The following is a 23,090-nucleotide window of genomic DNA, read 5'->3' on the forward strand; positions in this document are numbered from 1 at the left end:
CTATTAAAAATAATTGGAGGTAATGAACAATGAAAATATTAATTACTGGAGCAACAGGAAAATTGGGAACCAAAGTTGTTGAAACTTTATTGAAAACTGTACCAGCAAATCAACTAGCTGTTAGTGTTCGTAACCCAGAGAAAGCAGAAGGATTACAGGCTTGTGGAGTGGACGTTCGTCAGGGAGATTTTGACCGTCCAGACACATTGGAAGCTGCTTTTTCAGGAATTGATCGGCTATTAATTATTTCTGCAGACGGGGACAATGAAACCAGAATTAGACAGCACACGAATGCAGTAGAAGCAGCAGAACGGGCTGGAGTTAAATTTATTGCTTACACTAGCCTAGCCAATGCAAAGGAAAGTAAAAACTTCCTCGCTCCAACGCATCAGGCAACAGAAGAAGCTATTATAAAAACAGGCATTCCTTATTCTTTCTTACGCAACAATTGGTACTTGGAGAATGAAAGTTCAAGCATACAGGGTGTACTTGCCGGAGCCCCTTGGGTGACTTCAGCAGGAACAGGAAAAGTTGGCTGGGCATTGCAACAAGATTATGCGGAGGCTGCGGCAGTGGTCTTAACAGGTAATGGGCACGAAAACACTATTTACGAACTTTCTGGCAAGTTATTGACCCAAGAAGAAATGGCATCTGCAGTTGGAACTGTAGTGGGGAAAGAAGTCCCTGTACACCAAGTCGATGATTCCACTTACGCTGACATTATGAAAGGTGCTGGCGTTCCAGATTTCCTACTTCCTTTTCTCGTTGATATCCAAAAAGGTATTCGGGAAGGTACACTAGCAGTGGAGAGCAACGATTTGGAGAAACTTCTTGGACGTCCCGCTACACCAATTAGTGTGGGATTAACTCAGATTGTTAAAAGTATCTCTTAAACAGTTTAATTGAACCTAATTAAAAAACCGACCTTCTTTACGATTGAGAGGTCGGTTTTTCCTTTATGTGATTTCCAGTCATCTCAGACCGATTTTACAAAATCAATAAACGTAGCTACTTTCCTATCTAAGAAACTAATTGTTCCTTCATCCACCAACTGACCTGTTTGATCATCAAACTTCTGACTCGCTAGGCCAATCAATATTTCATTTCCTCCTGGCGGCAGAATTTTAGCCTGAATACCAGGTGCTGCTAGGATTTCACGCAAATGCATTTGAGCCCGTACGGTTCCAAGCTGGCCCAAGGTTACTCCTAAAGGCATCACAGGTTTACCAATGAAAACCTTGTCCACCCTAGAAGCCCAATCTAACGCGTTCTTTAACACACCAGGAATCGACCAGTTGTATTCTGGAGTAATGATGAGGACCCCATCCGCACTTGCGACTGCCTCTTTAAACTCTTTTACAGCTGGTGATGGTTTATTTTCCTCGTCTTGGTCAAAAAATGGGAGAGAACGGATATCAGCAATTTCAATATCCATTTTATCCTTATAACGGGCTTGGATGTTTTTTGCTAGATGCATGTTATACGATTCTTTTCTGAGACTACCTACGATTGCCACGATTTTCATGATGAACCTCCAAAATATTAATATGTAATCTTGTAAAAAGCTCTTCAATTCTTATAAGTATTGGTCTAATTGTAATTGACTCATCCCACTCATTTCAAGAAATAGGTATTCTGTTTCTAATTCACTCAAAGTCCATTCATAGAGATGTTTATTATTTTTTTTATAGATTCCGACTTTAATGAGTTCATTTATTAGAAATTGCCTTTTTTGCTGAACAGAATTTCGTTGGATTTTTTTCATAAAGAAGGCTAACAACTCCTTTCCACAAATGCAATTATAAATGACATTTTTTAATAATTTGTCGATTGAGCGTGTATTTAATGACTTTTAAAGGAATTGTTAATCACCTTTAATAAAAGAAAAAAAGTTGCCTTTTTTGTTACGATTGAAAATAACTCTTAATCAAATGTAATGTGATCGCAAACCTAAAAAGTTTTATGTATAATACCCTAAATTTAATTTTTAACACAAATATTTTTCTACAAACAGTAACGGTGCTATTTGATTTACCGTCTTAATTTGTCCTATAAAGAAGGAATTTTCCATTTCTTAATGAAATTTGAGGATTAATGTAGATAAGTTTTATAACGTAATAGCAGGAAAAATACCTCTCGTTACAAAAATAGTAAAGAAGACGAAACGGATGTCTAACGAATAAGTTGAAAGGTGGTCATTTTGCTTGAATATGGAATTAACCCTACAACAAATCGTCGAAGGTCTGCCCAAGTCGTTATTAAATGCAACTGATCGGGATTTGGAAGGCTTCCAAAAAATTATTGAAGAAACAATAAAATTAAGAGAAGGCCATCGAAACTTACAAAAGATGGTCAAAAACTTCTCAACCTCTACGATACAGCGAAGCTAAAACTAAATATAGCAATGAATGAAGGAGGTGAAATTTACCTTCTTTTCTTTTCGCTCTTTTTTAAAAGATATTTTCAAACTTAAAACAATCCGGCCCATTTATGAGCCGGATTGTTTCAATTATTTAACGGATGTAAACTGTGTTACTTTAAATGCATCAATATTTATATACGCACTTGTTGCAGCACTAGTCTTTTTGCCAGTAGCTACAATCTTAATTTTGTGTGATTTATTGGCAAGATTTTGCTTCTCAAAAACATTCGCTTTATACTTGTGGCTTGCAGAGTAAAGATTGATTTGCTTTACTTTTACTCCGTCAATGTAAATATCAGCTTTTCCCATATTCTTATATTTTAACGCATAAAGTGTAATTCCAGTTCCGCTAAATGAGTATTCAAGGGAGCCAGAATTTCCTTTAGTCCGATTAATACTGCGCCCGGAAGCGTGAGAATATTTCAGCTTCGACCAAGATCCTGCATATTTAATAGTCGAATTTGTATTTTCAACCGATTTTGTTGTTTGGACCGAAATAGTTACACTATATTGCCCTGACCCTTTTAAAGCAACGGGAACAATATAATACAGCCCGGATTTCACTGGTTTAAATACGATTTTCTCAACAGATGCCGTGCCACTCGATTTTTTCAAGGCAGATTTACCATAAATAGTAGATGTGCCCTTATTAAATAAAGAGAGATCGAAATTGGTACCAGAAGGTCCAGTTAAAGTAATCTTATAGGTTTTGCCCTGATCCAAGTGTTTAGACCAAACGTCAGTTACGTCCTTGGTGTTAATATTCAGACTTCCTTTCGCGGTCCCTGCCATTGGTAAACTTCCTTTAATATCATCATCATAAACATAAGTGAAAGCTGATGAAAAAGGTGTCTCCATTTTATCTTTTGTATTAATGACGACCGTGTAGTTATAGGATTTCCCTGGAACTGCTGTGGTATCCGTATAACTTGCTGTAGTTATAGGGTTTTTATTAATTTGTACATAGTCTGCTTGTGAGGATCCTTTGCGATAAATGCTGTAGGATTCTGCCCATTTTGCCGCTGTCCATGTAATAACCGGGAATTTCTTGTTCTTATCAAAGTAGGCATTTAATGACACAGGATTACTTCTTACGATTAATTTATCTAGATTGATCCCTGAAGCACTTTTTCTCGAAGCAGAATCGCTATTACCGGTCCAGACGATTTTTACTGAGTGTCTGCCATAAGATGCATAGTCTTTTTTATAGATTGTTTGCTTCGCTTTAAACGTACTCGCATAAAGGGATGGAGATGCAATCTTACTGCCGTCTATATAAATATCGGCTATACCTTGTGTAGGATCTTTAAACCCTTGCCACTCAAAGCTGTACCCTACAAACGAAAAGTTCACTTCCCCTTTGGAATTAAGAGCATTTGCAGAATTTCCTGAATGCTGTGGATTAAATACAGGCATCCATTCCCCTAAGAAAGTCATGGAGTTTGAATCATCCTCATACGAGCCTCCAAAATTTCCAGTGAACAGCTTGTAGTTTCCAGCACCTTTGTAGGCATAGACATTAACGAAATAAATCCCTGTTCTAGGAGCAGTAAACTTAATCGATTCATTGGATGTATTTTCATTCTCAGAGTAGGCAACCATCCCATTTGTATTATTTATACTTATGGTAGATTCATCATACACGTATAAATCAAAATCATTACCTGATTTGCTATTCAGAGAAAGTGAAAGGGTTTCTCCTTCTTTTAAGGACAATGCGAACACATCATTTTTATCTGTTGCCGCATTCAGGTTATCGTTTAAAATGCTTTTTTCCAAAGGAATTCCTGGCGTTTCATTATCATTAAAGTTATCTAGTTTCGAAGTTTTAACCAGTTTCCCACTGCTTACGCGCCCCTTTAGCGTATCTAGGCTATTCCCTTTTGTGCTTGTATATAACTTTAGCATTTCAGGAGACATGTTTGGACGTAATCCAAGTAGAATAGCCGCGGTGCCCGTTGTATGCGGCGTTGCCATGGAAGTTCCGCTATAGTAATCATATGCCTGTAAATAATCAGAAACATACTTAGAATTGATGATTGTCCTTGAATCATTGGATTTAACTAAATCAGCAAAATAGTAAGGTGTTTCATATCTATTTACTTCATATTTTGTATTTTCATAGATTCCACCCTTTAAACCTTCCACGTCCAAACTTGGACCCATATCAGCATAAACTGTTAAATGCAAATAATCCTTAACAAGTGGTGACTTCTCTTGACCAGAAAGGGCATTCTGTCCAGTTAACAACAATTTTCCGCCACCAGAGAGGTAATTTTTTAACAATTCAGAATCCGTTGTGGTTAAAGTGGTTCCTTGCTCTGAAAAAAAGCCAAGACCGTTTCCTGTAAACCAAATGACCCCATCGTAGGCGGATAAGTCACTACTGCTCAAGTAATCGGATAAGGATGAATCGGATTTTACCGTAATCGTTTTTAGTTCAGGATGGTTAACTAATAGTTTTTGATAAATTGGCAAATAGTTCTTAAATAGGGCGCGAAGTTCAGGCTCGTTCTTAAATAATGCTGCAAGATCACTTTCATCATCTTGGACAAGAAGTATGTTTTTCGACGGGTCATTTATTTCTAAATAACTTAATGCTTTGTCAAAAGCTTCCTGCCTTTGTGACTTGGAATTTGGTTCTTGCCTTTTTGCATCGGAATATTTTTCGTACCCAATGCCATCAAAAATCGCTTTATAATTGTTCCCAGTGATTTGTGCCGATGCTCCTGGCTGGTCAATATTCAATGCTTTTGTCAGCTCGTCCAATGGAAATTTAGGGACTGTACTTAAAATGTCCACGCCAGGGGCAGCCACATCAACAGAATTGGAGCCATAATTGGAGAATGGAGCTAGGTTACCCTTGTTATCGACAGCAGCAACTGCTAAGATATTTGCACTTTCAAAGCTCGCGGGATAAGCTCCACCTTCATCATTATTCATTCCATCATTTCCAGCAGCGGCGACAAATAAACTACCACTATTTGCGATGGCTTCTTCGAGTAAGGGGTCATATTCCTCTCCGCCCCAACTGTTATTTGTAATTTTAACACCCATCTTTTTTGCATAGGCAATGGCCTCGATGGCATCTGAAGTTGTTCCCCCATCAGGACCTAAAAATTTTATTGGTAAAATTTTTACGTTTGGAGCAACACCGACGACACCTTTATTTTCATTAATATTTGTTCCTTCTAATTCTGCAGCAATCGTTCCGGAGACGTGTGTACCGTGCTCATCTCCTTCTAGCGAATCATAGACCGTGTTATCATCATTATAAAAATCCCAGCCATTGACATCGTCAATATAACCGTTGAGGTCATCGTCTACATTAGGTTTGCCATATAATTCTTTAGTGTTCTTCCAAATTTTCTCCTTTAAATCAGGGTGATTGATGTCCACGCCCGTATCTATGACTCCGACAACCACTTCTGGTAGTTTTGAACTAAATTTGTTCCATCCTTGGGGCGCATCTACATCTATATCTGCCAATCCATTAATCTCTTTAATAGGCTGTCCGGTATTATTCAAGCCCCATAATCGATCATAAAAGTTTGGAGAATTATGGATATCAGAAGCATAATATTTGTAGTTCGGTTGGACGGATTCAATGGTTTGATCTTTTTTTAGTTTGTTTATGTAATCACTCGTACTTTGATTAGTAGGAATTTTTACAACCTCTGCATTTAGGGCCTTAAATTTCTTCTTTGATTTTAAAGAAAATTTCTTTTGAAGTGCACTAATATCCCCCGTTGACACTTTTTTCTTATATTTAATAATCAATTCGCCTGTTTGATATTTACTTTTACTTTGTAATTCTTCATTATTTAATTTTTCCTTAATCTCTGTTGCTACCTTATTTTGTGTCTTCTTATTAATAGAGAACTTTTTGTTTTCTGTTTTTATTTCTTTCATTTGGCTTTTTCTAAGGTTTTTACTAGAGTTAACTTGCATTTCACCCGTTACGAAACTATTAGTTCCTGTTTGTGCGGCTACTTGCCCTGTTCCTGTAAAAATGGTTGATGCTAATAGAAAGGCAGAAACCGGTAAAGAAAAAAGTGTTTTTTTCTTCATTCATGCACCTCTTTTTAAAAGATTTATAGAAAAATTTATCTATATTAGAAGAATTATACAATAATTATTAAAGAATAATAGTACATAATCACTCGACAAATTTCTTCCTCTACTATATTTAAGTAGTTTTTTCTATAAAAAAATCCGGCCCATCCATAAGCCGGATTTCTTATGTCTCTTTTATTTCTAACCTTCTGGCAACTAGTGATAAGGCATAATTGACGATAAAGTACATGAGCGCCATCATGATAAAAACTGGAATCACATATGTTCCCTTTTGTGCGTATATGATTTGGCCGTTGTGCAATAAATCCGGCAAGGCAATGACGACAGCTAACGATGTATCTTTGAGCAGTGAAATAAATTGACTGACGATGGGAGGAACCATTCTTCTCAGCGCCTGTGGCATGATGATAAAACGTAATGTCTGGATGTAGGTCAATCCAGACGCCCGCCCTGCCTCAATTTGACCTTTTTCAATCGAATTTAAGCCGCCTCGGATAATTTCTGAAATCATCGCAGATTCAAATACCGTCAAAGCCGCAATCGCCGCCGTCGATATCTCCATTTCTAATCCAATTTCCGGCAAAGCGAAATAGGTAAAGAAAATAATGAGCAGCAACGGCAGGTTCCGAATTGTCTCGACAACTAGAGCCAATAGTTTAGAAACAACGGGAATCCGCGCATATCTGAGCGTCCCAATGAGACCGCCAATAACAAAGCTGAGCACGATGGAAATGGCTGCGACCTTAAGCGTAACCGCAAATCCCTCGAGTAAAAATTTAAAATGGTCCAGGGTATATACTTCCACGAACGGTGCTAGAAATTCCAACTCTGCACCTCCTTAATGACTTCGAGCCATGCGTCTTTCTAAAAATCCTACACCAAGACTTAATGGGATTGTTAATATTAAATAAAATAAAGCAACTAGAATATAGGTATCAAAGGTTACGTATGTCTTTGCCGAAATTAAATCGCCTTGATACATTAAATCTCCTCCCGCGACAACGGCTAACAAGGATGAATTTTTCACTAGATTGAGAAATTGATTGCCAAGTGAAGGGATGACGATTTTAATAGCCTGAGGAAGAACCACCAGTCTCATTGCCTGGCCATAACTCAATCCTGTCGAGCGGGCAGCTTCCATTTGTCCTTTTGGAACAGACATAATCCCAGCACGGATCGCTTCGGCAATGAAAGCAGCCGTATAAATCGTCAGTCCGATCGTTCCTGCAGTCATCCCTCCAAAGTTTCCAGCCAAGTAAGTGAAAAAGATGATTACTAGCACTGGGATATTACGGATAAATTCAACATAGGCCGTGCCCAGCCAGTTAAGAGGTTTGACTGGGGCCATGCGGAGGACTGCAATCAATGTACCCCATATGAAACTGGATAGTAGGGCGATTAAACTCGAGATAATCGTTATTTTTAATCCTTGTAAAAATGCATCAAGATTATCGGTTAGTATCGAGAAATCCAGCAAATGCTCACCACCTCATTAAACAGGATGAGTAGGACCATAATCGTGCAAGCAGGCTACTACCCATCCTGACGAGAAACTGTGTATATATGGTTTAATTTTTAATCCATTTATTCTTAATTTCATCGTACTTGCCTGAATCCTTCAGGCTTTTCAATGCTTTATTCAATTCATCGACAAGTGCTTTATTTCCTTTTTTCACAGCGATCCCATATGGCTCTTCAGTAAACGTTCCTCCTACAAGACCATAAGACGGATCTTCTTCTGCCATTCCATAAAGGATTGCATCATCAGTCGTTAGAGCATCCCCCTTTCCTGCCTTTAAGGCGGTAAAAGCTTCCGCATAGTTTTCGAATTCGAGGACGGTTGTTTCAGGAGCTTTCTCTCGAATATTGATCGTCGAGGTCGATCCTTTCACCGCGAGCACCTTCGTTCCTTTCTTTAAGTCTTTAATGCTCTGAATCTTGCTTCCTTTTTTCACGAGCAAGGATTGCCCAGCATCAAAGTAGACATCTGTAAAATCCACTTCTTTCTTCCGTTCATCTGTGATAGTCATCGTAGCTACTACTGCATCCACCTTACCATTGTTTAAGAGTCCTACCCGCGTTTTCGATGTCACCTCTACATACTCTGGCTTTACATCCTTGCCAAACATTTCTTCTGCGAGGGCTTTAGACAAATCGATATCAAACCCTTCCACCTCACCAGTTGAAGGATTTTTTAATCCAAATAAACGAGTGTCATGCTTTACGCCAAAGACAATTTTTTTCTCCTCTTTAATTTGAGCAAGAACATCCTTGCTGCTCCCGTTAGAGTCCTTATCCCCACCACAACCGGCGAGAAACAAGGCAGCCATAGTAGTTACTAACGCCATTTTCATTAGATTTTTTGTTTTGAACATTTCTTTTACCTCCAATTAATGATTTAAGATACGGCTGAGAAATAAACGTGCCCGTTCTTCACGCGGGTTTGCATAAAATTCAGCCGGAACTGCTTCTTCTAAAATCCGCCCCTCATCCATAAAGACGATTCGGTCGGCCACCTCCTTGGCAAAGCCCATTTCATGGGTTACGACGACCATCGTCATGCCTTCTTTGGCGAGAGCTTTCATGACATCGAGGACCTCCCCTATCATTTCGGGATCCAGTGCCGAGGTGGGTTCATCGAAAAGCATAATTTCCGGGTTCATGGCAAGACCGCGCGCGATGGCAACACGCTGCTGCTGACCTCCAGAAAGTTGAGAAGGATAAGCGTTGGCCTTATCCAATATGCCAACCTTATTAAGGTAATGTCTGGCTGTTTCTGTCGCTTCTTTTTCGGATTTGCCCAGCACTTTCATTGGAGCTAGCGTGATATTGTTAAGCACTGTTTTGTGCGGATATAAATAAAAATGCTGAAAGACCATGCCAATATTCCGCCTTAATTGATTGATATCTGTTTTTTTATCCCCTACAGATATCCCATTTACAGTGAGTGTCCCGGCCGATATGGTTTCAAGTTGATTAATGCACCGGAGCAAGGTACTTTTTCCTGAACCGGAAGGTCCGATTACGACGACGACTTCTCCTTGATAGATTGTGAGGTTAATATCTTTTAAAACATGAAAATCCCCATAAAACTTATTTACCTGCTTAAATTCAATCATTCTTGACCTCCTCAACTAAAACGTATAAATTATGGCAATTTTCAAGATTACTTACATGTTATTCAAACCTTGTCCACTTCAAACCGCGACCATCGACTTGTTTTAGAGATAGTAAAAAAGGTGGATAAAGTAAAAAAGGTGTCAGGCACCATGTGAAGAATTCACATGGTGCCTGACACCTTTACTGACACCTTTACTTTTTAAAACGATAACCGACATATAGGACTATAAACCAAACTGGTGCTACCATTAATGCTACTCGCATTTCTTCTATAAAGGCCATTAAAATGACGACAACTGCTAAGAAAGCAAGGGCTAGGTAGGATGAAACTGGATATAGCGGCATTTTAAATGCTAGTTTTTTTACTTCTTCTTTTGCTTTTGATTGTCTAAATTTGATTTGTGTAACCAATATAATGGTCCAGCTCGTAATCACCGCGACGGTTGCTACAGAAGAAATATACATAAATACTTTTTCGGGAACAATATAATTTAAAAATACCGCCACAAGTAAAAACGAGGACGAAAATAGGATTCCACGTCTTGGAGTAGAATGCTTGTTTAGCTTTCCAAAATATTTCGGACCGTTATTTTGAAGTGATAAATTGTAAAGCATTCTGCCTGTACTGAAAAGACCACTATTAAAAGCAGACAATGCTGCAGTTAACACAACAAAATTTATGATATGAGCTGCTCCAGGAATTCCAACTTTATCAAAAATCAATACAAACGGACTTCCATTCGTCCCCACTTCATTCCAAGGATATAAACTCATCATGATTCCTAATGCAGCAATATAAAAAATTAAAATCCTCCAAACTACATTGTTGATGGCTGATGGAATTGATTTTCGAGGATTTTTCGCTTCCCCTGCCGTTATACCGACCAGTTCCACCCCGCCAAATGAAAACATAACTAGAACCAATGACATTAAAATACCATTCATTCCATTTGGCATAAATCCACCATGTGCCCATAGATTATTAAAACCTATTGGCTGACCTCCGTTACCGATACCTAGGAGGATCATTCCTAAACCAACCACAATCATTCCAATAATAGCCACAACTTTGATCATCGCGAACCAGAATTCAAACTCTCCAAATGCTTTTACACTAGTAAGGTTTATCATAGTAATAACCACTAGTGTAGCCAATGCAGTCACCCATTGTGGAATATCAGGGAACCAATAGTTCACATATACGCCAACTACCGTAATTTCTGCCATCCCAACGACAACCCACATAAACCAATAGGTCCACCCTGTTAAGTAACCGGCAAACGGACCTAAATATCGATTGGCATAGGAGCTAAATGAACCTGAAACTGGCTCATCAACAGCCATTTCACCTAATGCCCTCATAATTGTAAAAATAACTAAACCTCCGATTAAGTAGGAGATTAATATTGACGGACCAGCCATCTGAATCGTTGCACTTGAACCATAGAACAAACCAACACCAATGGCCCCTCCTAGTGCTATTAACTGGATATGCCTATTGTCTAAACCACGTTGTAAATTTTCACCTTCTTGATTTTTGCCCACTCCATGTTTCCACCCTTCTTAATTATTCTTTTAGAATAACTAAGTTGGATTTCCCTTTCCACATGAAAGAATATTCATACAAATCAAATTATTCATTCCCTTCAAAAAATCCTCAGTAAAATATTCCTCTATTTCGTAAAATTGGGTTGAATATGTCATTTATACAGGAATTATGTCATAAATCAATTTTACCTGTAATGTTGTTCAACAAACTATAAAGAAATGTAACAGAGGTGTTCTGTAATTCGTGTACTAGCACATGCTAAAGTAGGTACATACGAATTTACAGGAGGTAGCAACATGAAAAACAATTCCCTGAAGAAATTAATTGTAGCTTGTGTAGCTACATTTTCAATAATAGCTCTACAAAATACTACGGCAGAGGCAATTACACAATCTCCACTTGTAAAAGAGGTTAACCTCAATGAACTTGGGCAACAAAATGGATTAAACACTATTAATATAGAACAAGAAAATAATCGTCCTGATAATTGGGTTGATATAGAAGAAGAATTGCAAAATCCTATTCAACCGAAAGCAGCAGAAAAAAAAGCATCCAAACCTGATAAAAAAACGCCAAAAAAAGAAAAAGAGAAGCCAGCCGTTACAATTTCTAATAAAGAAAAGGACTTATTTGCGCGATTAGTAAATGCTGAAGCAAAAGGTGAATCCTTTCAAGGAAAAGTAGCCGTTGCGACTGTCGTATTAAATCGAGTTGATTCACCTGATTTCCCAGATACAGTTACAGGTGTAATTAATCAAGTCGTAGGGGGTACCTATGCCTTTTCACCCGTACAAAATGGTGAAATTAATAAGCCCGCATCAGATGAGTCGAAACGAGCAGTAGAAAAAGCACTAACTAGAAAAGACCGTTTAAATGATTCTGTATTTTTCTATAACCCAGAAATTGCAGAAGATCAATGGATTCGTACACGTCCAGTTGTAAAGACGATTGGTGATCATGTTTTTGCAAAATAGAGTTTGAAAGCCGTCGAATGACGGCTTTTTTTGCATGTAAGAAATATATACTTACGTTTGATGCCATTTAAAGGTTTGCTGCTTTAAAGGTATCGCCTCCCTCGATGGTTCCATTTTTGAAGCCTTTATTGAACCAGCGTTTTCTTTGCTCAGAAGTTCCGTGTGTAAAGCTTTCCGGCACCACATAGCCCTGCGATTTTTTCTGGATATTATCATCACCCACAGCACTTGCTGCATTCACTGCCTCTTCAAGGTCGCCTTTCTCTAGGTAGCCTTTCCCTTGCGCGAAGTGGGCCCAAACACCCGCCAAGTAGTCCGCTTGCAATTCAAATCGAACCGAGTACTCATTAGAACGCTTCTGTGCCTGTGAAGCTTGGTCTCCAGTATGCAAGAGGGTCTGGACGTGGTGGCCTACTTCATGGGCAATGACGTACGCCATCGCAAAGTCCCCAGGCGCCTGGAATTTTTGTTTCAGTTCCTGATAAAAACTTAAGTCAATGTACAGTTTGTGGTCGCCAGGACAATAAAATGGTCCTACCGCCGAACTAGCTGATCCACAGGCAGACTGGACACTGCCGGTGTACAAAACAAGCTTAGGATTCTCGTATTGAAGCCCTTTCTTCTTGAATTCATCTGACCACACATCCTCTGTATCAGCAAGAACAACAGAAACAAAGTCCGCCAATTCCTTCTCCCCGGAGGATTCCTGATAAGGTGGAGGAGCTTGTGTGCCCGTATCAGAAGCCTGATTGTTGCCTAATAGATCTCCTGGATTTCCTCCGAGCAGCGTAAAGAGGAGAACAATAATAATACTGCCGATTCCCCCTCCAATCACGGTCTTGCCGCCCATTCCCATTCCTCTCCGGTCTTCAACGTTGGCGCTTTGCCGTCTTCCTTTCCATTTCATTTTTTTACCTCCTTTAAAAAGCCAATTAACCTTGTTATACCCACAATAGCGAAGATTAAATATGTATATATTTTGGAAATTGTTAACTAAATAGCCGTGCGAATACAAAACGGCCCCCAAATTCCGGGAGCCGTTTTGTATTTCACCTATTGATGTTCCATTTTAACTAGATGTATGCGGAATTTCAGTACTGTCCCACTACAGTTGTGCCATTTACATCCTTGAGTTAGGATCCATTACCAAGATAACGATCGAGAAACCTTACCATTTCCTTATAGGCAGTAATCTTATTTTTTTGTTTTACGATGGAATGGCCTTCATCCTCGAAGCGAATAAAGTCAACTGAGTGATTTCGTTTCTTTAGTTTATCGACTATTTGCTCAGATTCTTTTATGTGGACACGCGGATCGCCCTTCCCATGAATAACTAATAATGGGGTGGTAATTCGATCTGAATAATTCAATGGATCAATACGATCAAAAAATTCTCCGTCTCGTTCGATTGTTCCATATTCGCTCTCCCTGTGCTTCTTACGCCATGGACTTGTTGTTTGAAGGAACGTTCTTAGGCTGGACATTCCCACAATATCGATAGCAGCAGCCCAAAGATGTGGATAGTGACTGATGGCAGCAAGCACCATAAACCCGCCATAGCTTCCCCCCATGATCGCGATCTTTTTAGAATCTATATTCCCATTCACCTTTAGCCATTCCACTAAAAAAATGAGATCTTTAACTGCGTCCATTCTTTTTCGAACATCATCCAAATGTGTATACCTTTTTCCGTAACCTGTACTTCCCCGAATGTTTGGTGTACACACGGCATAACCCTGGTTAAGTAAATACTGCTGAACTGGATTGTATACCGCACGCGCTTGACTCTCCGGCCCGCCATGGATGTAAATAACAACTGGAAGTTTTTCAGTTGTATCTTTCGGTTTCGAATAAAAGGCAGGAATTTCGAGGTGATCAAAAGAACGAAAGGTTATAAGTTCCGGCTCCACTAATTTCTTTTCCAATACTGGAGAGCGGGATACATATGTAAGCCTCTCCGCCTGAATGGTCTTTAGGTCAAGTTCCCATATATCCGAGGGATTTGCTGCCCCCTTAAAGACATAGGCTAGTTTTTGGCTATCTGGGGAAAATTTTAAATTTGATATGACTCCGATTGGAGTTTTCCACGTATAAAGGTAACTTCGATTAATATCTAAAAGTACCCCCTTGGAAATTCCTCCCTCATTTATCGAAAAAGCTAACAAATTTTTATCATTATTCATTGTTAAATCCTCAAAATCCCATTTCCCTAGCTCTAGCCACTCGAGATGTTTGGTTTTTATATTTATAAGAGCAAGCCCATAGAATTCTTTGTCTTTATTCGATAATACATATAGATGGTCCGCATCCTTATTAAAATGAGCGTCTCTAAAACTAGCTTCCCCTGTATGTTCTGTTAACCAATTTATAGCCCCTGTTGAAAGGTCGATGATGCCCAAATCATTATCTAAAGGGGAATTTATCCTCTGGAATAAAATGGATTTACCGTCAGGAGACCATTTAACCGCTGAAAATACCCCATCTCCAGCATTCAAAAGACGAATATCCAACGATTCTAGATTTTGAATATGAATATCAAAAAAAGCTGGATTTCGGCGATTACTCGACCAGGCGATCCATTTTCCATCTGGAGAACTTCCGCCAAAACGGTGTATATGGTCTGGTGAGTTTGTTAACTCAATTAGTTTTCCTTCTTCCTTAAGTAAGTACAATTGCTGATTTTCATCCCCGCCAACATCCATGCCAATAATCAAATTAGATTTGCCATTTAGATAGCTAATAAAGGTGATTCTTTCTTTTGTAAAGGTGGTTTGGACAGGCCATCCACCACTCCCTTCCCCTAGATTCAATTCCCAAACTTGTGGCAAACCAGTATAGTCAGCGATAAAGCTTATCTTTTGACCAATTGGATCGTAGACTGGATTTTGGGCAAAACGAACATGTAAATACGGTTCTATATCAATCGTTGCCATAAACATCCCCCATCCAATTCATGCATTTTTTGTAACACTCAGGTGAATTTGAATCATTAAGCAGGATTCATGAATGATTTTATCCATATTAATTTTCGTCATTCTATCCAATCAATTATATTTACAACCCATTCATTTTATTCTAAATGGCTAGAGCTCTGTTGAATGGTGCCTATAAAAGATGAACTTTAGATATCAATTTCTCCAAAAAATATTGACAATTACCAATTTGAATATTGACAATTGTCTGAAAAATAGAGAGAATGAACGCGTGTACATTTTTAAGTCATGAGGTGATAACTTGGCTAATCGAAAGGATGTGGCAAAATTAGCCGGCGTATCTGAAGCCACCGTTTCACGAGTATTTAATAATATTGGACCCTTGCGTATGGAAACAAAACAAAAGGTTATGCAAGCAGCCCAACAACTAAACTACCATCCTAATGCGATTGCACAAAGCTTTGCACGTGGGAAAAGTAGCAACATTGGCGTCATTGTTCCTTATTTTCAAAAGGTTAACTTAATGACTACTCATTATTTCTCAGGGCTCCTAAGCGGAATCGGTACAAAGCTTGGTGAGTTTGGGTATGGTTTGCTTCTATTATTTCAATCCCCTGATGAGCCGAAAGATTATGTGAAGCTTTTTCATACTCAGAAGGTGGATGGTTGCATCATCCTCGGTTCCAAGGAAGTTCCCGGTGAAGTGGAAGCACTTGAAAAATTACACCAATTGCAACTCCCTTATTGTCTAGTGAATCAAACTTTTTCAGGCTATCCCTTTCATTCCATTGGCGCAGATCACCTAGATGGTAGTTTACAAGCCGTTTCATCCCTGTTAATGAAGGACTATGAACAAATTATCTTTTTAAATGGACCAACTGAATTTTCAAATAGTCTCGAACGGTTAAAAGGTTATCAAACTGCCCTCACGAATGCAGGTTTTTCCTACAATCCTACGTTAGTTTTTCAAGGTAATTACAGCCGGAAAAGTGGGTTTCAAGCGGCTGCAGAAATAGCTCCAATGATGACAGAAATCAATGCTATTTTTGCCGGAAATGACCGGATGGCTATTGGTCTTATGCAAGGATTGGGTGAACTAGGCTACCAAGCAGGACGCGATTATGCTCTCATTGGTTATGATGACTCTGAAATTTCAAGAATGACTTCCCCGCCGCTTAGCACCGTTCAAGTCCCGCTTTTTGATATGGGGCAATTGGCAGCTGAGAAGGTTCTTCAATTGATTTCACAAGAGATCATGGAGGACATTAATGAAAGTTTGCCGGTAACCTTTATTGAACGAGCATCATCACAACTACATAAATAAGAAAAGGAGATGAACTGATGGAAACAGTTAAAATTGGAATGGTCGGCTACAAATTTATGGGTAAAGCCCACAGTCATGCTTACCGGGATCTCCCCCTTTTCTTTCCATATACGACTCATCCTGAAATGAAGGTGATTTGTGGTCGTGACCAAGACGCTGTTGCTGTGGCAGCCAAGCAATTCGGGTGGGAGGAATATACAACTGACTGGAAAAGTCTTTTACAAAGAGAGGATGTCGATTTAATCGATATCAATGCACCAAGTGATGTACATAAAGAAATAACAATTGCAGCCGCCCAAGCAGGTAAACATGTTTTTTGCGAAAAACCGTTAGCGCTTACACTGAAGGATTCTAGAGAAATGCTCGAAGTTGTTGAGGCAGCTGGAATTAAGCATATGGTTGGCTTTAATTATCGCTTTGCTCCTGCTGTCATGCTGGCTAAAAAGCTACTTGACGAAGGTAAGTTTGGAGAAATCTATCATTTCCGCGCTTGGTTTTTGCAGGATTGGCTCGTCGATCCCAACTTCCCGCTCACCTGGAGACTTCAGAAGGATATCGCTGGTTCAGGTTCTCATGGAGATCTCGGGGCCCATCTTATCGACCTGGCCCACTTCCTCATCGGAGATGTTACTGAGGTAATTGGGATGAATGATACCTTTATTAAGGAACGACCTCTTTCTACTCAGATGACTGGTTTATCTGCGAAAGGAAGTGAGAGTGCTGAAAAAGGCGAGGTCACGGTTGATGATGCGACCCTATTCCTAGCACGTTTCGCTAACGGTGCTTTAGGCAGCTTTGAAGCGACACGTTTTGCCACTGGACATCGCTGCAAGAATTCCTTTGAAATTAACGGCAGTAAAGGAAGCGTCATCTTCGACTTTGAACGCATGAATGAGCTGCAGGTCTATTTCACTGATGATAGAGATGATGTTCAAGGATTCCGCCGGGTATTAGCGACAGACCCTTCCCACGCTTATGCCGAGAACTGGTGGCCGCCAGGACATACAATTGGTTATGAGCATACGTTTATTCATGAAATGGTTGAGTTAATGGAAGCTATCCGTGAAGATCGGCAGCCCGTTCCTAATTTCCTAGATGGCGTCAAATGTCAAGAAGTTTTGGAAGCGGTTGATTTATCAATCAAAAAACGCCAATGGATGCGAATTTCAGACGTCTAAAAAATTTGAAAAGGAGTGCTTCCATAATGAAGAAAAAGGCATTGATTGTATGGGGCGGATGGGACGGTCATCAACCGGAGCAAGTGGCAGATATATTTAAAGGTATCCTTGAGGAAGAAAACTTTCAAGTAGAGGTTTCCAATACACTTGATTCTTATGCAGATCCAGATAAGCTAAAAAATCTGGATTTAATCATCCCCCACTGGACCATGGGGGCAATCGAACAAAAGTATGTCCAAAATATATCCGAAGCTGTCATTCAAGGTGTGGGGTTAGCTGGATGCCACGGAGGTATGTGTGACTCTTTCCGCAATAATGTGGACTGGCAATTTATGACGGGCGGAAATTGGGTCGCACATCCTGGAAATGACGGTGTGGAATATATGGTAAACATCAAGCATTCGACCAGTCCGCTCTTAGAGGGTCTTGCTGATTTTAAAGTTGTCAGCGAACAATATTACCTTCATTATGATCCTGCTGTGGAAGTGTTAGCTGCTACTCGCTTCCCTAATGTTAACGGCCCACATGCTGCCAATAAACCAGTTGATATGCCTGTGGTCTGGACAAAACACTGGGGCCAAGGAAATGTATTTTATAGTTCATTAGGCCATCAAGCGAATATTATCACCATGCCAGAGGTTTCCCGTATAATGCGCCGAGGATTTATGTGGGCTGCTGAAGGAAGGAAACGATCTGAAGAATTAGGTGCAGCATCTATCTATGGAAATGCAGGGACGTACACAGGAATGGGGGATAGCCAGTAATTAGCCGCTTGACCTTTCGGAGACAAAGATTATTAAAATGGAGGAACTAGTCATGAAAAAGCTTAAAGTCGGTATCATTGGTTGCGGAAATATTAGTTCTATTTATTTGGAAAATTGTCCGAAGTTCCCCCACCTAGCCCTTGTTGCCTGTGCTGACCTAGATGAACCACGTGCCCAAGCTCAAGCTGAAAAATTCGGTATTCCAAAAGCTTATTCCGTCGAAGAGCTGCTTTCTGATCCAGAGATTGAACTCGTAATTAATTTAACGATTCCAAAAGCTCATGCGGCTGTTTGCATCCAAGCCCTTGAAGCAGGAAAGCATGTTTATACAGAAAAACCACTAGCCATTACTCGCGAAGAAGGAAAACAAATTTTAGAAACAGCCAAGAGGAAAAACCTCCTCGTCGGGAGTGCACCCGACACCTTCTTAGGTGCTGGTATTCAAACAGCCATCCATTTAGTTGAACAAGGTGAAATTGGTGTCCCTGTTGGTGCTTCTGCCTTCATGATTTGCCGTGGACATGAACATTGGCATCCAGATCCTGCCTTCTACTATGATATCGGCGGCGGACCCATGTTTGATATGGGACCCTATTATTTAACAGCATTAGTCGCTTTATTAGGACCAATTAAACGAATTTCTGGATCCGCGCGTATTAGTTATCCAGAACGAACTGTGTTGAGTCAACCGAGAGCTGGAACCAAGATTCACGTCTCTACCCCTACTCATCTATCTGGTGTGATCGATTTTGCCTCAGGTGTCATTGGAACCATTACAACAAGCTTTGATGCCTTTGGCGGAACATCCCTTCCACCTATCGAAATCTATGGCAGTGAAGGTACTTTACTCGTTCCTGATCCAAATACGTTTGGCGGTCCTGTTCGGATAAGAAAACGTGATGAGAAGGATTTCGCAGAAGTCCCGCTTACTTTTGGGTTCACCCAAAACAGCAGAGGGCTTGGTGTCGCTGATATGGCAAAAGCGATTCTCGAAAGCGGCAACTATCGAGCAAATGGCGAATTAGCGTACCATGTTTTAGAAGCGATGCACGGACTTCTTGAATCATCGGAAAAGGGAACACACTATATCATGGAAAGCACCTGTGACAGGCCTGAATCTGCGTCTGAAGTATTACAGTTTTCTAAGTAATTTTAGATTGCTTACCTCCCTGTTTAATTTATCTCGAAAAAATAAGGGTCTCCTTTTCGATAGGGAGGCTCTTTCCTTTTCACTCCATAACCCAATAATTAACTGAAAATTCACAAAAATGTAAAGCAGATTTAACAATCCTTCTTTAAGCTAAAGAAGTAACCAACTAGAGGATTTGGAGGCGAGAAACGAGTGAGAGAAACATTGAATAGGAACGTATTGAAAAAAGCAGTAACTGCTTTAGTTCTTACGACTACCTTAGCTGCGGGCATTGTTATGGCCTCCGGGGAACCGGAGACATCAGGCGTACCCAATAACACCGAGATTACTAAGAACCGTTTCATTCAAGTGCAATTACTCGGCGTAAACGATTTGCACGGACAATTAAATATCACCCGCAAATTTAACCGAAGGGACGTGGGCAGTGTTGAGTATCTAGCTGCCTATTTGAAGCAAAAGAAAGCTGAAAACAAAAATACCCTTTTGGTTCATGCAGGTGACATGGTTGGAGCAAGTGCACCCATCTCCTCGCTTCTGCAAGACGAACCAACGATTAAAGTATTAAACACAATTGGCTTTGACGTAGGAACCCCAGGTAATCATGAATTTGATCACGGCGTGAAAGAAATGATGAGGTTGATCCATGGAGGGTACAATCTCAAAACAGGATTTTTTGATGGTGCTCAATTCCCCTATATATGTGCTAATGTAATTGATGTAAAAACACGGAAACCTCTCCTCCCTCCCTATAAAATAATCAATCTGAATGGCATTTCTATCGGATTTATTGGCATTGTATTGAACGAAACACCCACGATGGTTAATTTGAAAGGAATAAAAGGGGTAAAATTCATTGATGAAGTGAAAGCCATTAATAAATCGGTGGCACAACTTAAGAAGCAAGGTGTGAAAGCTATCGTCATACTGGCGCATAATGACGGCAGGCAGTCCACTCCAAACGGTGCTGCTACTGGAGAAATCGTCAAAATGGCTAAAAGGGTAGACAATGAAGTGGACGTGATGTTTGCTGGTCATAGCCATACCTATCTTAATACGGAAGTAGATGGAAAGCTGCTTGTTCAAGCTTATTCCTACGGAATGGCGTTCTCCGCCGTCAACTTGGAGATTGATCCGGTAACGAAAGATATCGTGAACAAAAAGGCGCAAATTGTCATTACCTATCAGGACGCTATCAAACCGGATAAGGAAATCAAGGAAATGGTGGAAATGTACGAAGCTGAAGTTGCTTCCTATGTTAGAGAAGTCGTTGGAACGGCTGCAAACGACATTTCCAGCAATCGAAACGAAAACGGTGAATCAGCCTTGGGCAATCTGATTGCCGATTCGCAGCGAAATGCCATGAATTCTGATTTCTCTTTTGTGAACCCAGGTGGAATTCGGGCAGACCTACATGAAGGAGAAGTAACCATTGAGGATTTGTTAACCATTCAACCGTTTAAACGCAAACTCGTTAAAATGACGTTGACCGGCGACCAAGTCCGCAGCCTTTTAAATCAGCAATGGCAGACGGACAAAGTGAGAATGCTGCAACTTTCCGGTTTAAAATACACTTGGGACGGAACAAAACCTGCGGGAAATAAAGTGAACGATATTTTTACTACTGACGGGACCGCGATTGATCCAAAAGCAAGATACACAGTTACGGTAAACGACTACTTGTCAGACGGCGGGGACAATTTCACCGTCTTACTTAAAGGGACAAAAAAAGTCATAGGTCCAGTTGACATAGATGTATTTAAAACATACGTAAAGCAACTTAAGCAACCGTTTACCTCTTCGATCGAGGGCCGAATAAAAAAAATTCATTAGCCAAGCAATATGAATTATCATATAGAAATTTTCTACCTTTTGAAGAAAAAATTAAGCAAAATTCTAGTGCAAAGAATATTGAACGAGACGGCTGCAGCCGTCTCGTTTCCCTTTTTGCTATTTAGAAATAAGCTAGAGTTAAATGGTGTTTTCCAAGGTCCGGTTTAATAAATCTGCCTAACTATGCAAACTCCCCTTTAACCACGGACGATATCGATAGGGGCCAATTGGAATTTGGATTAGACTCGTTTTTCCTTGTGGACCCATCTTGTAAATCTGATCACTCAAGTTTGCATCAAACCCGAGGAGTGGGTGCCCCCCCATTCCGAGGGCTGACGCCGTTAACAGTAATCGTTGCACGAGCATACCAGCTTCCATTTGTTGAATGCGGTATCCTCTATATCCCAGTGCCGTTCTGAATGATTCCCTGTCCCCTGCCACATGTAGACAGAGCGGTACTTGTAGCAAGTTTACGTTATCTAGCGACATTCCAGATTGCAACTGGAGTCGATAATCTCCTAGATGTACCTTTCGTAACTCATGAGCAGTGCTGTCATAATAATAGGCTCCATTTAGAATACCTTCAACGTTATACATACAGCCATACAATGAAACACGAGGCTCGTTCTTCCAAGCTGTTCCATCCAAATCATTTCGATATGAGAAGGCTGCGGTCGATTCCTGCAATAGTGTGGTCAGTTGAAGTTTACTCACCCTACCCAATACAAAATCCATATCTGGCGAAAATCGCTCTCGACAGACAGACCGCAGATCATAAGATAACCGGTTCATGTGAGACAGAGCTTCCGCTTCTACGTCCGAATCCAAACTCTCTTTTGCCTCAATCAGCCGAAACGCTTGCGTTGAATCCAGCATGGACGCTTCATTCAACTTGGTTACCATCGGATACTCCTTGATTCTCTGTGACCGGACATAATGATACGGCTGAATCGCAGTTAACTCTTGACACAATTCGGCCGCAGAGACGTCAATTTTACTCCCGTTAGTAGACCATCGGGTTGGTTCTACGGAAAGCGGAATAACTGCATAAACACTCTCCTCTTGTTCGGAAAGACCAACAAGATGGTTAATAGCCCGATCAAGAAACTGGAAATAAACCCCCGTAGCAAAACCAAAACGTTTCGCTACTTCCAGTAGCTGTCCTATGACCACGCCGGCATCCAACCCTTGCAGACGATAAGAAAAGTTATTGTATTTAAAGAAATTTTTCCAAAACATAGTCGACACAAATACGGTACCAAAGCAGGCAGACACATCACAACGATTACCCAGAGAGCGGCCTATATATGAATCAAAATCCCCTTCTCGTAACAATACCAAACGATGATGGGCCACATCATAATGGTACATCCCAACTGGCAAATCCTCTATCTTAAGATAAACATATAATTCGTTTGGATATAATGCCCCGCCGGAAGGAGCGAACCGTCGATATGATTGTACTAGGCTCGCCGTTTTAGCTGTGGAATCCATGGGAAGGCCTGACTGGCTAACTTGAGTAAGTCCATATACATACCAAAGAAAATGACCAATTTTGCTAAGATTTGGCTTAGCGGGTGATTCTTGTCCCTCGAGTGACAGCGGTACTTCTAGAGAAAATGGTACTTCTGGCAAGCCGCGATAAAGCTTATAAGGAAGTGGAGCATCTTCCCAATCCACTTCCCAATTTGGTACGCTTGCCTTATCAATGTCAAAATGTAGATTGAGCAAAAACTCCTCTAGACTCATCCTCCTTACCTCCTAGTCGC

The 23,090-nt window shown here is 40.3% G+C and carries 19 protein-coding genes; 8 read left to right on the top strand and 11 right to left on the bottom strand.

The features are described from left to right. Positions 1-29: 29 nt before the first annotated feature. Positions 30-893, top strand: a complete 864-nt coding sequence (locus BR30_RS0111495) for an SDR family oxidoreductase (RefSeq protein WP_026565150.1) — start codon at positions 30-32, stop codon at positions 891-893. 83 nt (positions 894-976) lie between these two features. Here the strand turns inward: BR30_RS0111495 and BR30_RS0111500 are convergent, their stop codons facing one another. Together BR30_RS0111500 and BR30_RS0111505 are read right to left on the bottom strand one after the other, a co-directional pair. Then, positions 977-1,525, bottom strand: a complete 549-nt coding sequence (locus tag BR30_RS0111500; RefSeq protein ID WP_026565151.1) for an NADPH-dependent FMN reductase — start codon at positions 1,523-1,525, stop codon at positions 977-979. Between the two features lie 51 nt (positions 1,526-1,576). Further along, complete coding sequence (locus BR30_RS0111505) at positions 1,577-1,765, bottom strand: Fur-regulated basic protein FbpA (RefSeq protein ID WP_026565152.1); 189 nt, start codon at positions 1,763-1,765, stop codon at positions 1,577-1,579. Positions 1,766-2,210: 445 nt separating this feature from the next. Between BR30_RS0111505 and BR30_RS0111510 the strand changes: the two genes are divergently transcribed. Further along, on the top strand, positions 2,211-2,390 hold the full coding sequence (locus BR30_RS0111510; protein WP_231507681.1) for a hypothetical protein: 180 nt from the start codon (positions 2,211-2,213) through the stop codon (positions 2,388-2,390). Positions 2,391-2,509: 119 nt separating this feature from the next. On the opposite strand, the gene BR30_RS35180 is transcribed toward BR30_RS0111510, so the two are convergent. From BR30_RS35180 to BR30_RS0111540, 6 genes are all read right to left on the bottom strand, one after another. Beyond that, entirely contained in the window at positions 2,510-6,493 is a 3,984-nt protein-coding gene (locus tag BR30_RS35180; RefSeq protein ID WP_051633574.1) for a S8 family serine peptidase, read from the bottom strand. A 169-nt stretch (positions 6,494-6,662) separates the two neighbouring features. After that, on the bottom strand, positions 6,663-7,325 hold the full coding sequence (locus BR30_RS0111520; RefSeq protein ID WP_026565154.1) for an amino acid ABC transporter permease: 663 nt from the start codon (positions 7,323-7,325) through the stop codon (positions 6,663-6,665). 12 nt (positions 7,326-7,337) lie between these two features. Beyond that, positions 7,338-7,976, bottom strand: a complete 639-nt coding sequence (locus tag BR30_RS0111525) for an amino acid ABC transporter permease (RefSeq protein ID WP_026565155.1) — start codon at positions 7,974-7,976, stop codon at positions 7,338-7,340. 91 nt (positions 7,977-8,067) lie between these two features. Further along, on the bottom strand, positions 8,068-8,874 hold the full coding sequence (locus BR30_RS0111530) for a transporter substrate-binding domain-containing protein (RefSeq protein WP_026565156.1): 807 nt from the start codon (positions 8,872-8,874) through the stop codon (positions 8,068-8,070). Positions 8,875-8,889: 15 nt separating this feature from the next. After that, positions 8,890-9,618: an amino acid ABC transporter ATP-binding protein gene (locus BR30_RS0111535; RefSeq protein WP_026565157.1), complete on the bottom strand. Its 729-nt coding sequence runs from the start codon at positions 9,616-9,618 to the stop codon at positions 8,890-8,892. A 193-nt stretch (positions 9,619-9,811) separates the two neighbouring features. Further along, on the bottom strand, positions 9,812-11,164 hold the full coding sequence (locus BR30_RS0111540) for an amino acid permease (RefSeq protein ID WP_026565158.1): 1,353 nt from the start codon (positions 11,162-11,164) through the stop codon (positions 9,812-9,814). A gap of 300 nt (positions 11,165-11,464) precedes the next feature. Here BR30_RS0111540 and BR30_RS0111545 point away from each other — a divergent pair, with 300 nt between their 5' ends. Further along, complete coding sequence (locus BR30_RS0111545) at positions 11,465-12,142, top strand: cell wall hydrolase (protein ID WP_026565159.1); 678 nt, start codon at positions 11,465-11,467, stop codon at positions 12,140-12,142. 67 nt (positions 12,143-12,209) lie between these two features. Here BR30_RS0111545 and ypfJ read toward each other — a convergent pair whose 3' ends face one another. Further along, on the bottom strand, positions 12,210-13,049 hold the full coding sequence (gene ypfJ, locus BR30_RS0111550) for a KPN_02809 family neutral zinc metallopeptidase (RefSeq protein ID WP_026565160.1): 840 nt from the start codon (positions 13,047-13,049) through the stop codon (positions 12,210-12,212). Positions 13,050-13,275: 226 nt separating this feature from the next. Continuing rightward, on the bottom strand, positions 13,276-15,075 hold the full coding sequence (locus tag BR30_RS0111555; RefSeq protein WP_026565161.1) for a S9 family peptidase: 1,800 nt from the start codon (positions 15,073-15,075) through the stop codon (positions 13,276-13,278). 301 nt (positions 15,076-15,376) lie between these two features. Here BR30_RS0111555 and BR30_RS0111560 point away from each other — a divergent pair, with 301 nt between their 5' ends. The 5 genes from BR30_RS0111560 to BR30_RS0111580 all read left to right on the top strand — a co-directional run bounded on the left by BR30_RS0111560 (position 15,377) and on the right by BR30_RS0111580 (position 21,321). Beyond that, positions 15,377-16,399 (top strand): LacI family DNA-binding transcriptional regulator, encoded by a 1,023-nt coding sequence (locus tag BR30_RS0111560; RefSeq protein WP_035445417.1) that lies wholly within the window; start codon positions 15,377-15,379, stop codon positions 16,397-16,399. A gap of 17 nt (positions 16,400-16,416) precedes the next feature. Then, positions 16,417-17,577: a Gfo/Idh/MocA family protein gene (locus tag BR30_RS0111565; protein WP_026565163.1), complete on the top strand. Its 1,161-nt coding sequence runs from the start codon at positions 16,417-16,419 to the stop codon at positions 17,575-17,577. A gap of 26 nt (positions 17,578-17,603) precedes the next feature. Beyond that, positions 17,604-18,341, top strand: a complete 738-nt coding sequence (locus tag BR30_RS0111570; RefSeq protein WP_026565164.1) for a ThuA domain-containing protein — start codon at positions 17,604-17,606, stop codon at positions 18,339-18,341. Between the two features lie 52 nt (positions 18,342-18,393). Then, positions 18,394-19,491 (top strand): Gfo/Idh/MocA family protein, encoded by a 1,098-nt coding sequence (locus BR30_RS33210; RefSeq protein ID WP_035445420.1) that lies wholly within the window; start codon positions 18,394-18,396, stop codon positions 19,489-19,491. A 276-nt stretch (positions 19,492-19,767) separates the two neighbouring features. Beyond that, positions 19,768-21,321 carry a bifunctional metallophosphatase/5'-nucleotidase gene (locus BR30_RS0111580; RefSeq protein ID WP_081825425.1) on the top strand — a complete coding sequence of 518 codons (1,554 nt, stop codon included), beginning with the start codon at positions 19,768-19,770 and terminating at the stop codon, positions 21,319-21,321. Between the two features lie 177 nt (positions 21,322-21,498). On the opposite strand, the gene BR30_RS0111585 is transcribed toward BR30_RS0111580, so the two are convergent. Further along, entirely contained in the window at positions 21,499-23,070 is a 1,572-nt protein-coding gene (locus tag BR30_RS0111585) for a SagB family peptide dehydrogenase (RefSeq protein ID WP_026565166.1), read from the bottom strand. Positions 23,071-23,090 lie beyond the last annotated feature (20 nt).

Source organism: Bacillus sp. UNC41MFS5 (assembly GCF_000686805.1).

Coding starts and splice junctions, on each gene's coding strand:
- BR30_RS0111535 (WP_026565157.1), bottom strand. CDS start 9,618: ATGATTGAATTTAAGCAGGTAAATAAGTTTTATGGGGATTTTCATGTT.
- BR30_RS33210 (WP_035445420.1), top strand. CDS start 18,394: ATGAAAAAGCTTAAAGTCGGTATCATTGGTTGCGGAAATATTAGTTCT.
- BR30_RS0111580 (WP_081825425.1), top strand. CDS start 19,768: ATGGCCTCCGGGGAACCGGAGACATCAGGCGTACCCAATAACACCGAG.
- BR30_RS35180 (WP_051633574.1), bottom strand. CDS start 6,493: ATGAAGAAAAAAACACTTTTTTCTTTACCGGTTTCTGCCTTTCTATTA.
- ypfJ (WP_026565160.1), bottom strand. CDS start 13,049: ATGAAATGGAAAGGAAGACGGCAAAGCGCCAACGTTGAAGACCGGAGA.
- BR30_RS0111545 (WP_026565159.1), top strand. CDS start 11,465: ATGAAAAACAATTCCCTGAAGAAATTAATTGTAGCTTGTGTAGCTACA.
- BR30_RS0111585 (WP_026565166.1), bottom strand. CDS start 23,070: ATGAGTCTAGAGGAGTTTTTGCTCAATCTACATTTTGACATTGATAAG.
- BR30_RS0111530 (WP_026565156.1), bottom strand. CDS start 8,874: ATGTTCAAAACAAAAAATCTAATGAAAATGGCGTTAGTAACTACTATG.
- BR30_RS0111510 (WP_231507681.1), top strand. CDS start 2,211: ATGGAATTAACCCTACAACAAATCGTCGAAGGTCTGCCCAAGTCGTTA.
- BR30_RS0111555 (WP_026565161.1), bottom strand. CDS start 15,075: ATGGCAACGATTGATATAGAACCGTATTTACATGTTCGTTTTGCCCAA.
- BR30_RS0111495 (WP_026565150.1), top strand. CDS start 30: ATGAAAATATTAATTACTGGAGCAACAGGAAAATTGGGAACCAAAGTT.
- BR30_RS0111570 (WP_026565164.1), top strand. CDS start 17,604: ATGAAGAAAAAGGCATTGATTGTATGGGGCGGATGGGACGGTCATCAA.
- BR30_RS0111505 (WP_026565152.1), bottom strand. CDS start 1,765: ATGAAAAAAATCCAACGAAATTCTGTTCAGCAAAAAAGGCAATTTCTA.
- BR30_RS0111565 (WP_026565163.1), top strand. CDS start 16,417: ATGGAAACAGTTAAAATTGGAATGGTCGGCTACAAATTTATGGGTAAA.
- BR30_RS0111500 (WP_026565151.1), bottom strand. CDS start 1,525: ATGAAAATCGTGGCAATCGTAGGTAGTCTCAGAAAAGAATCGTATAAC.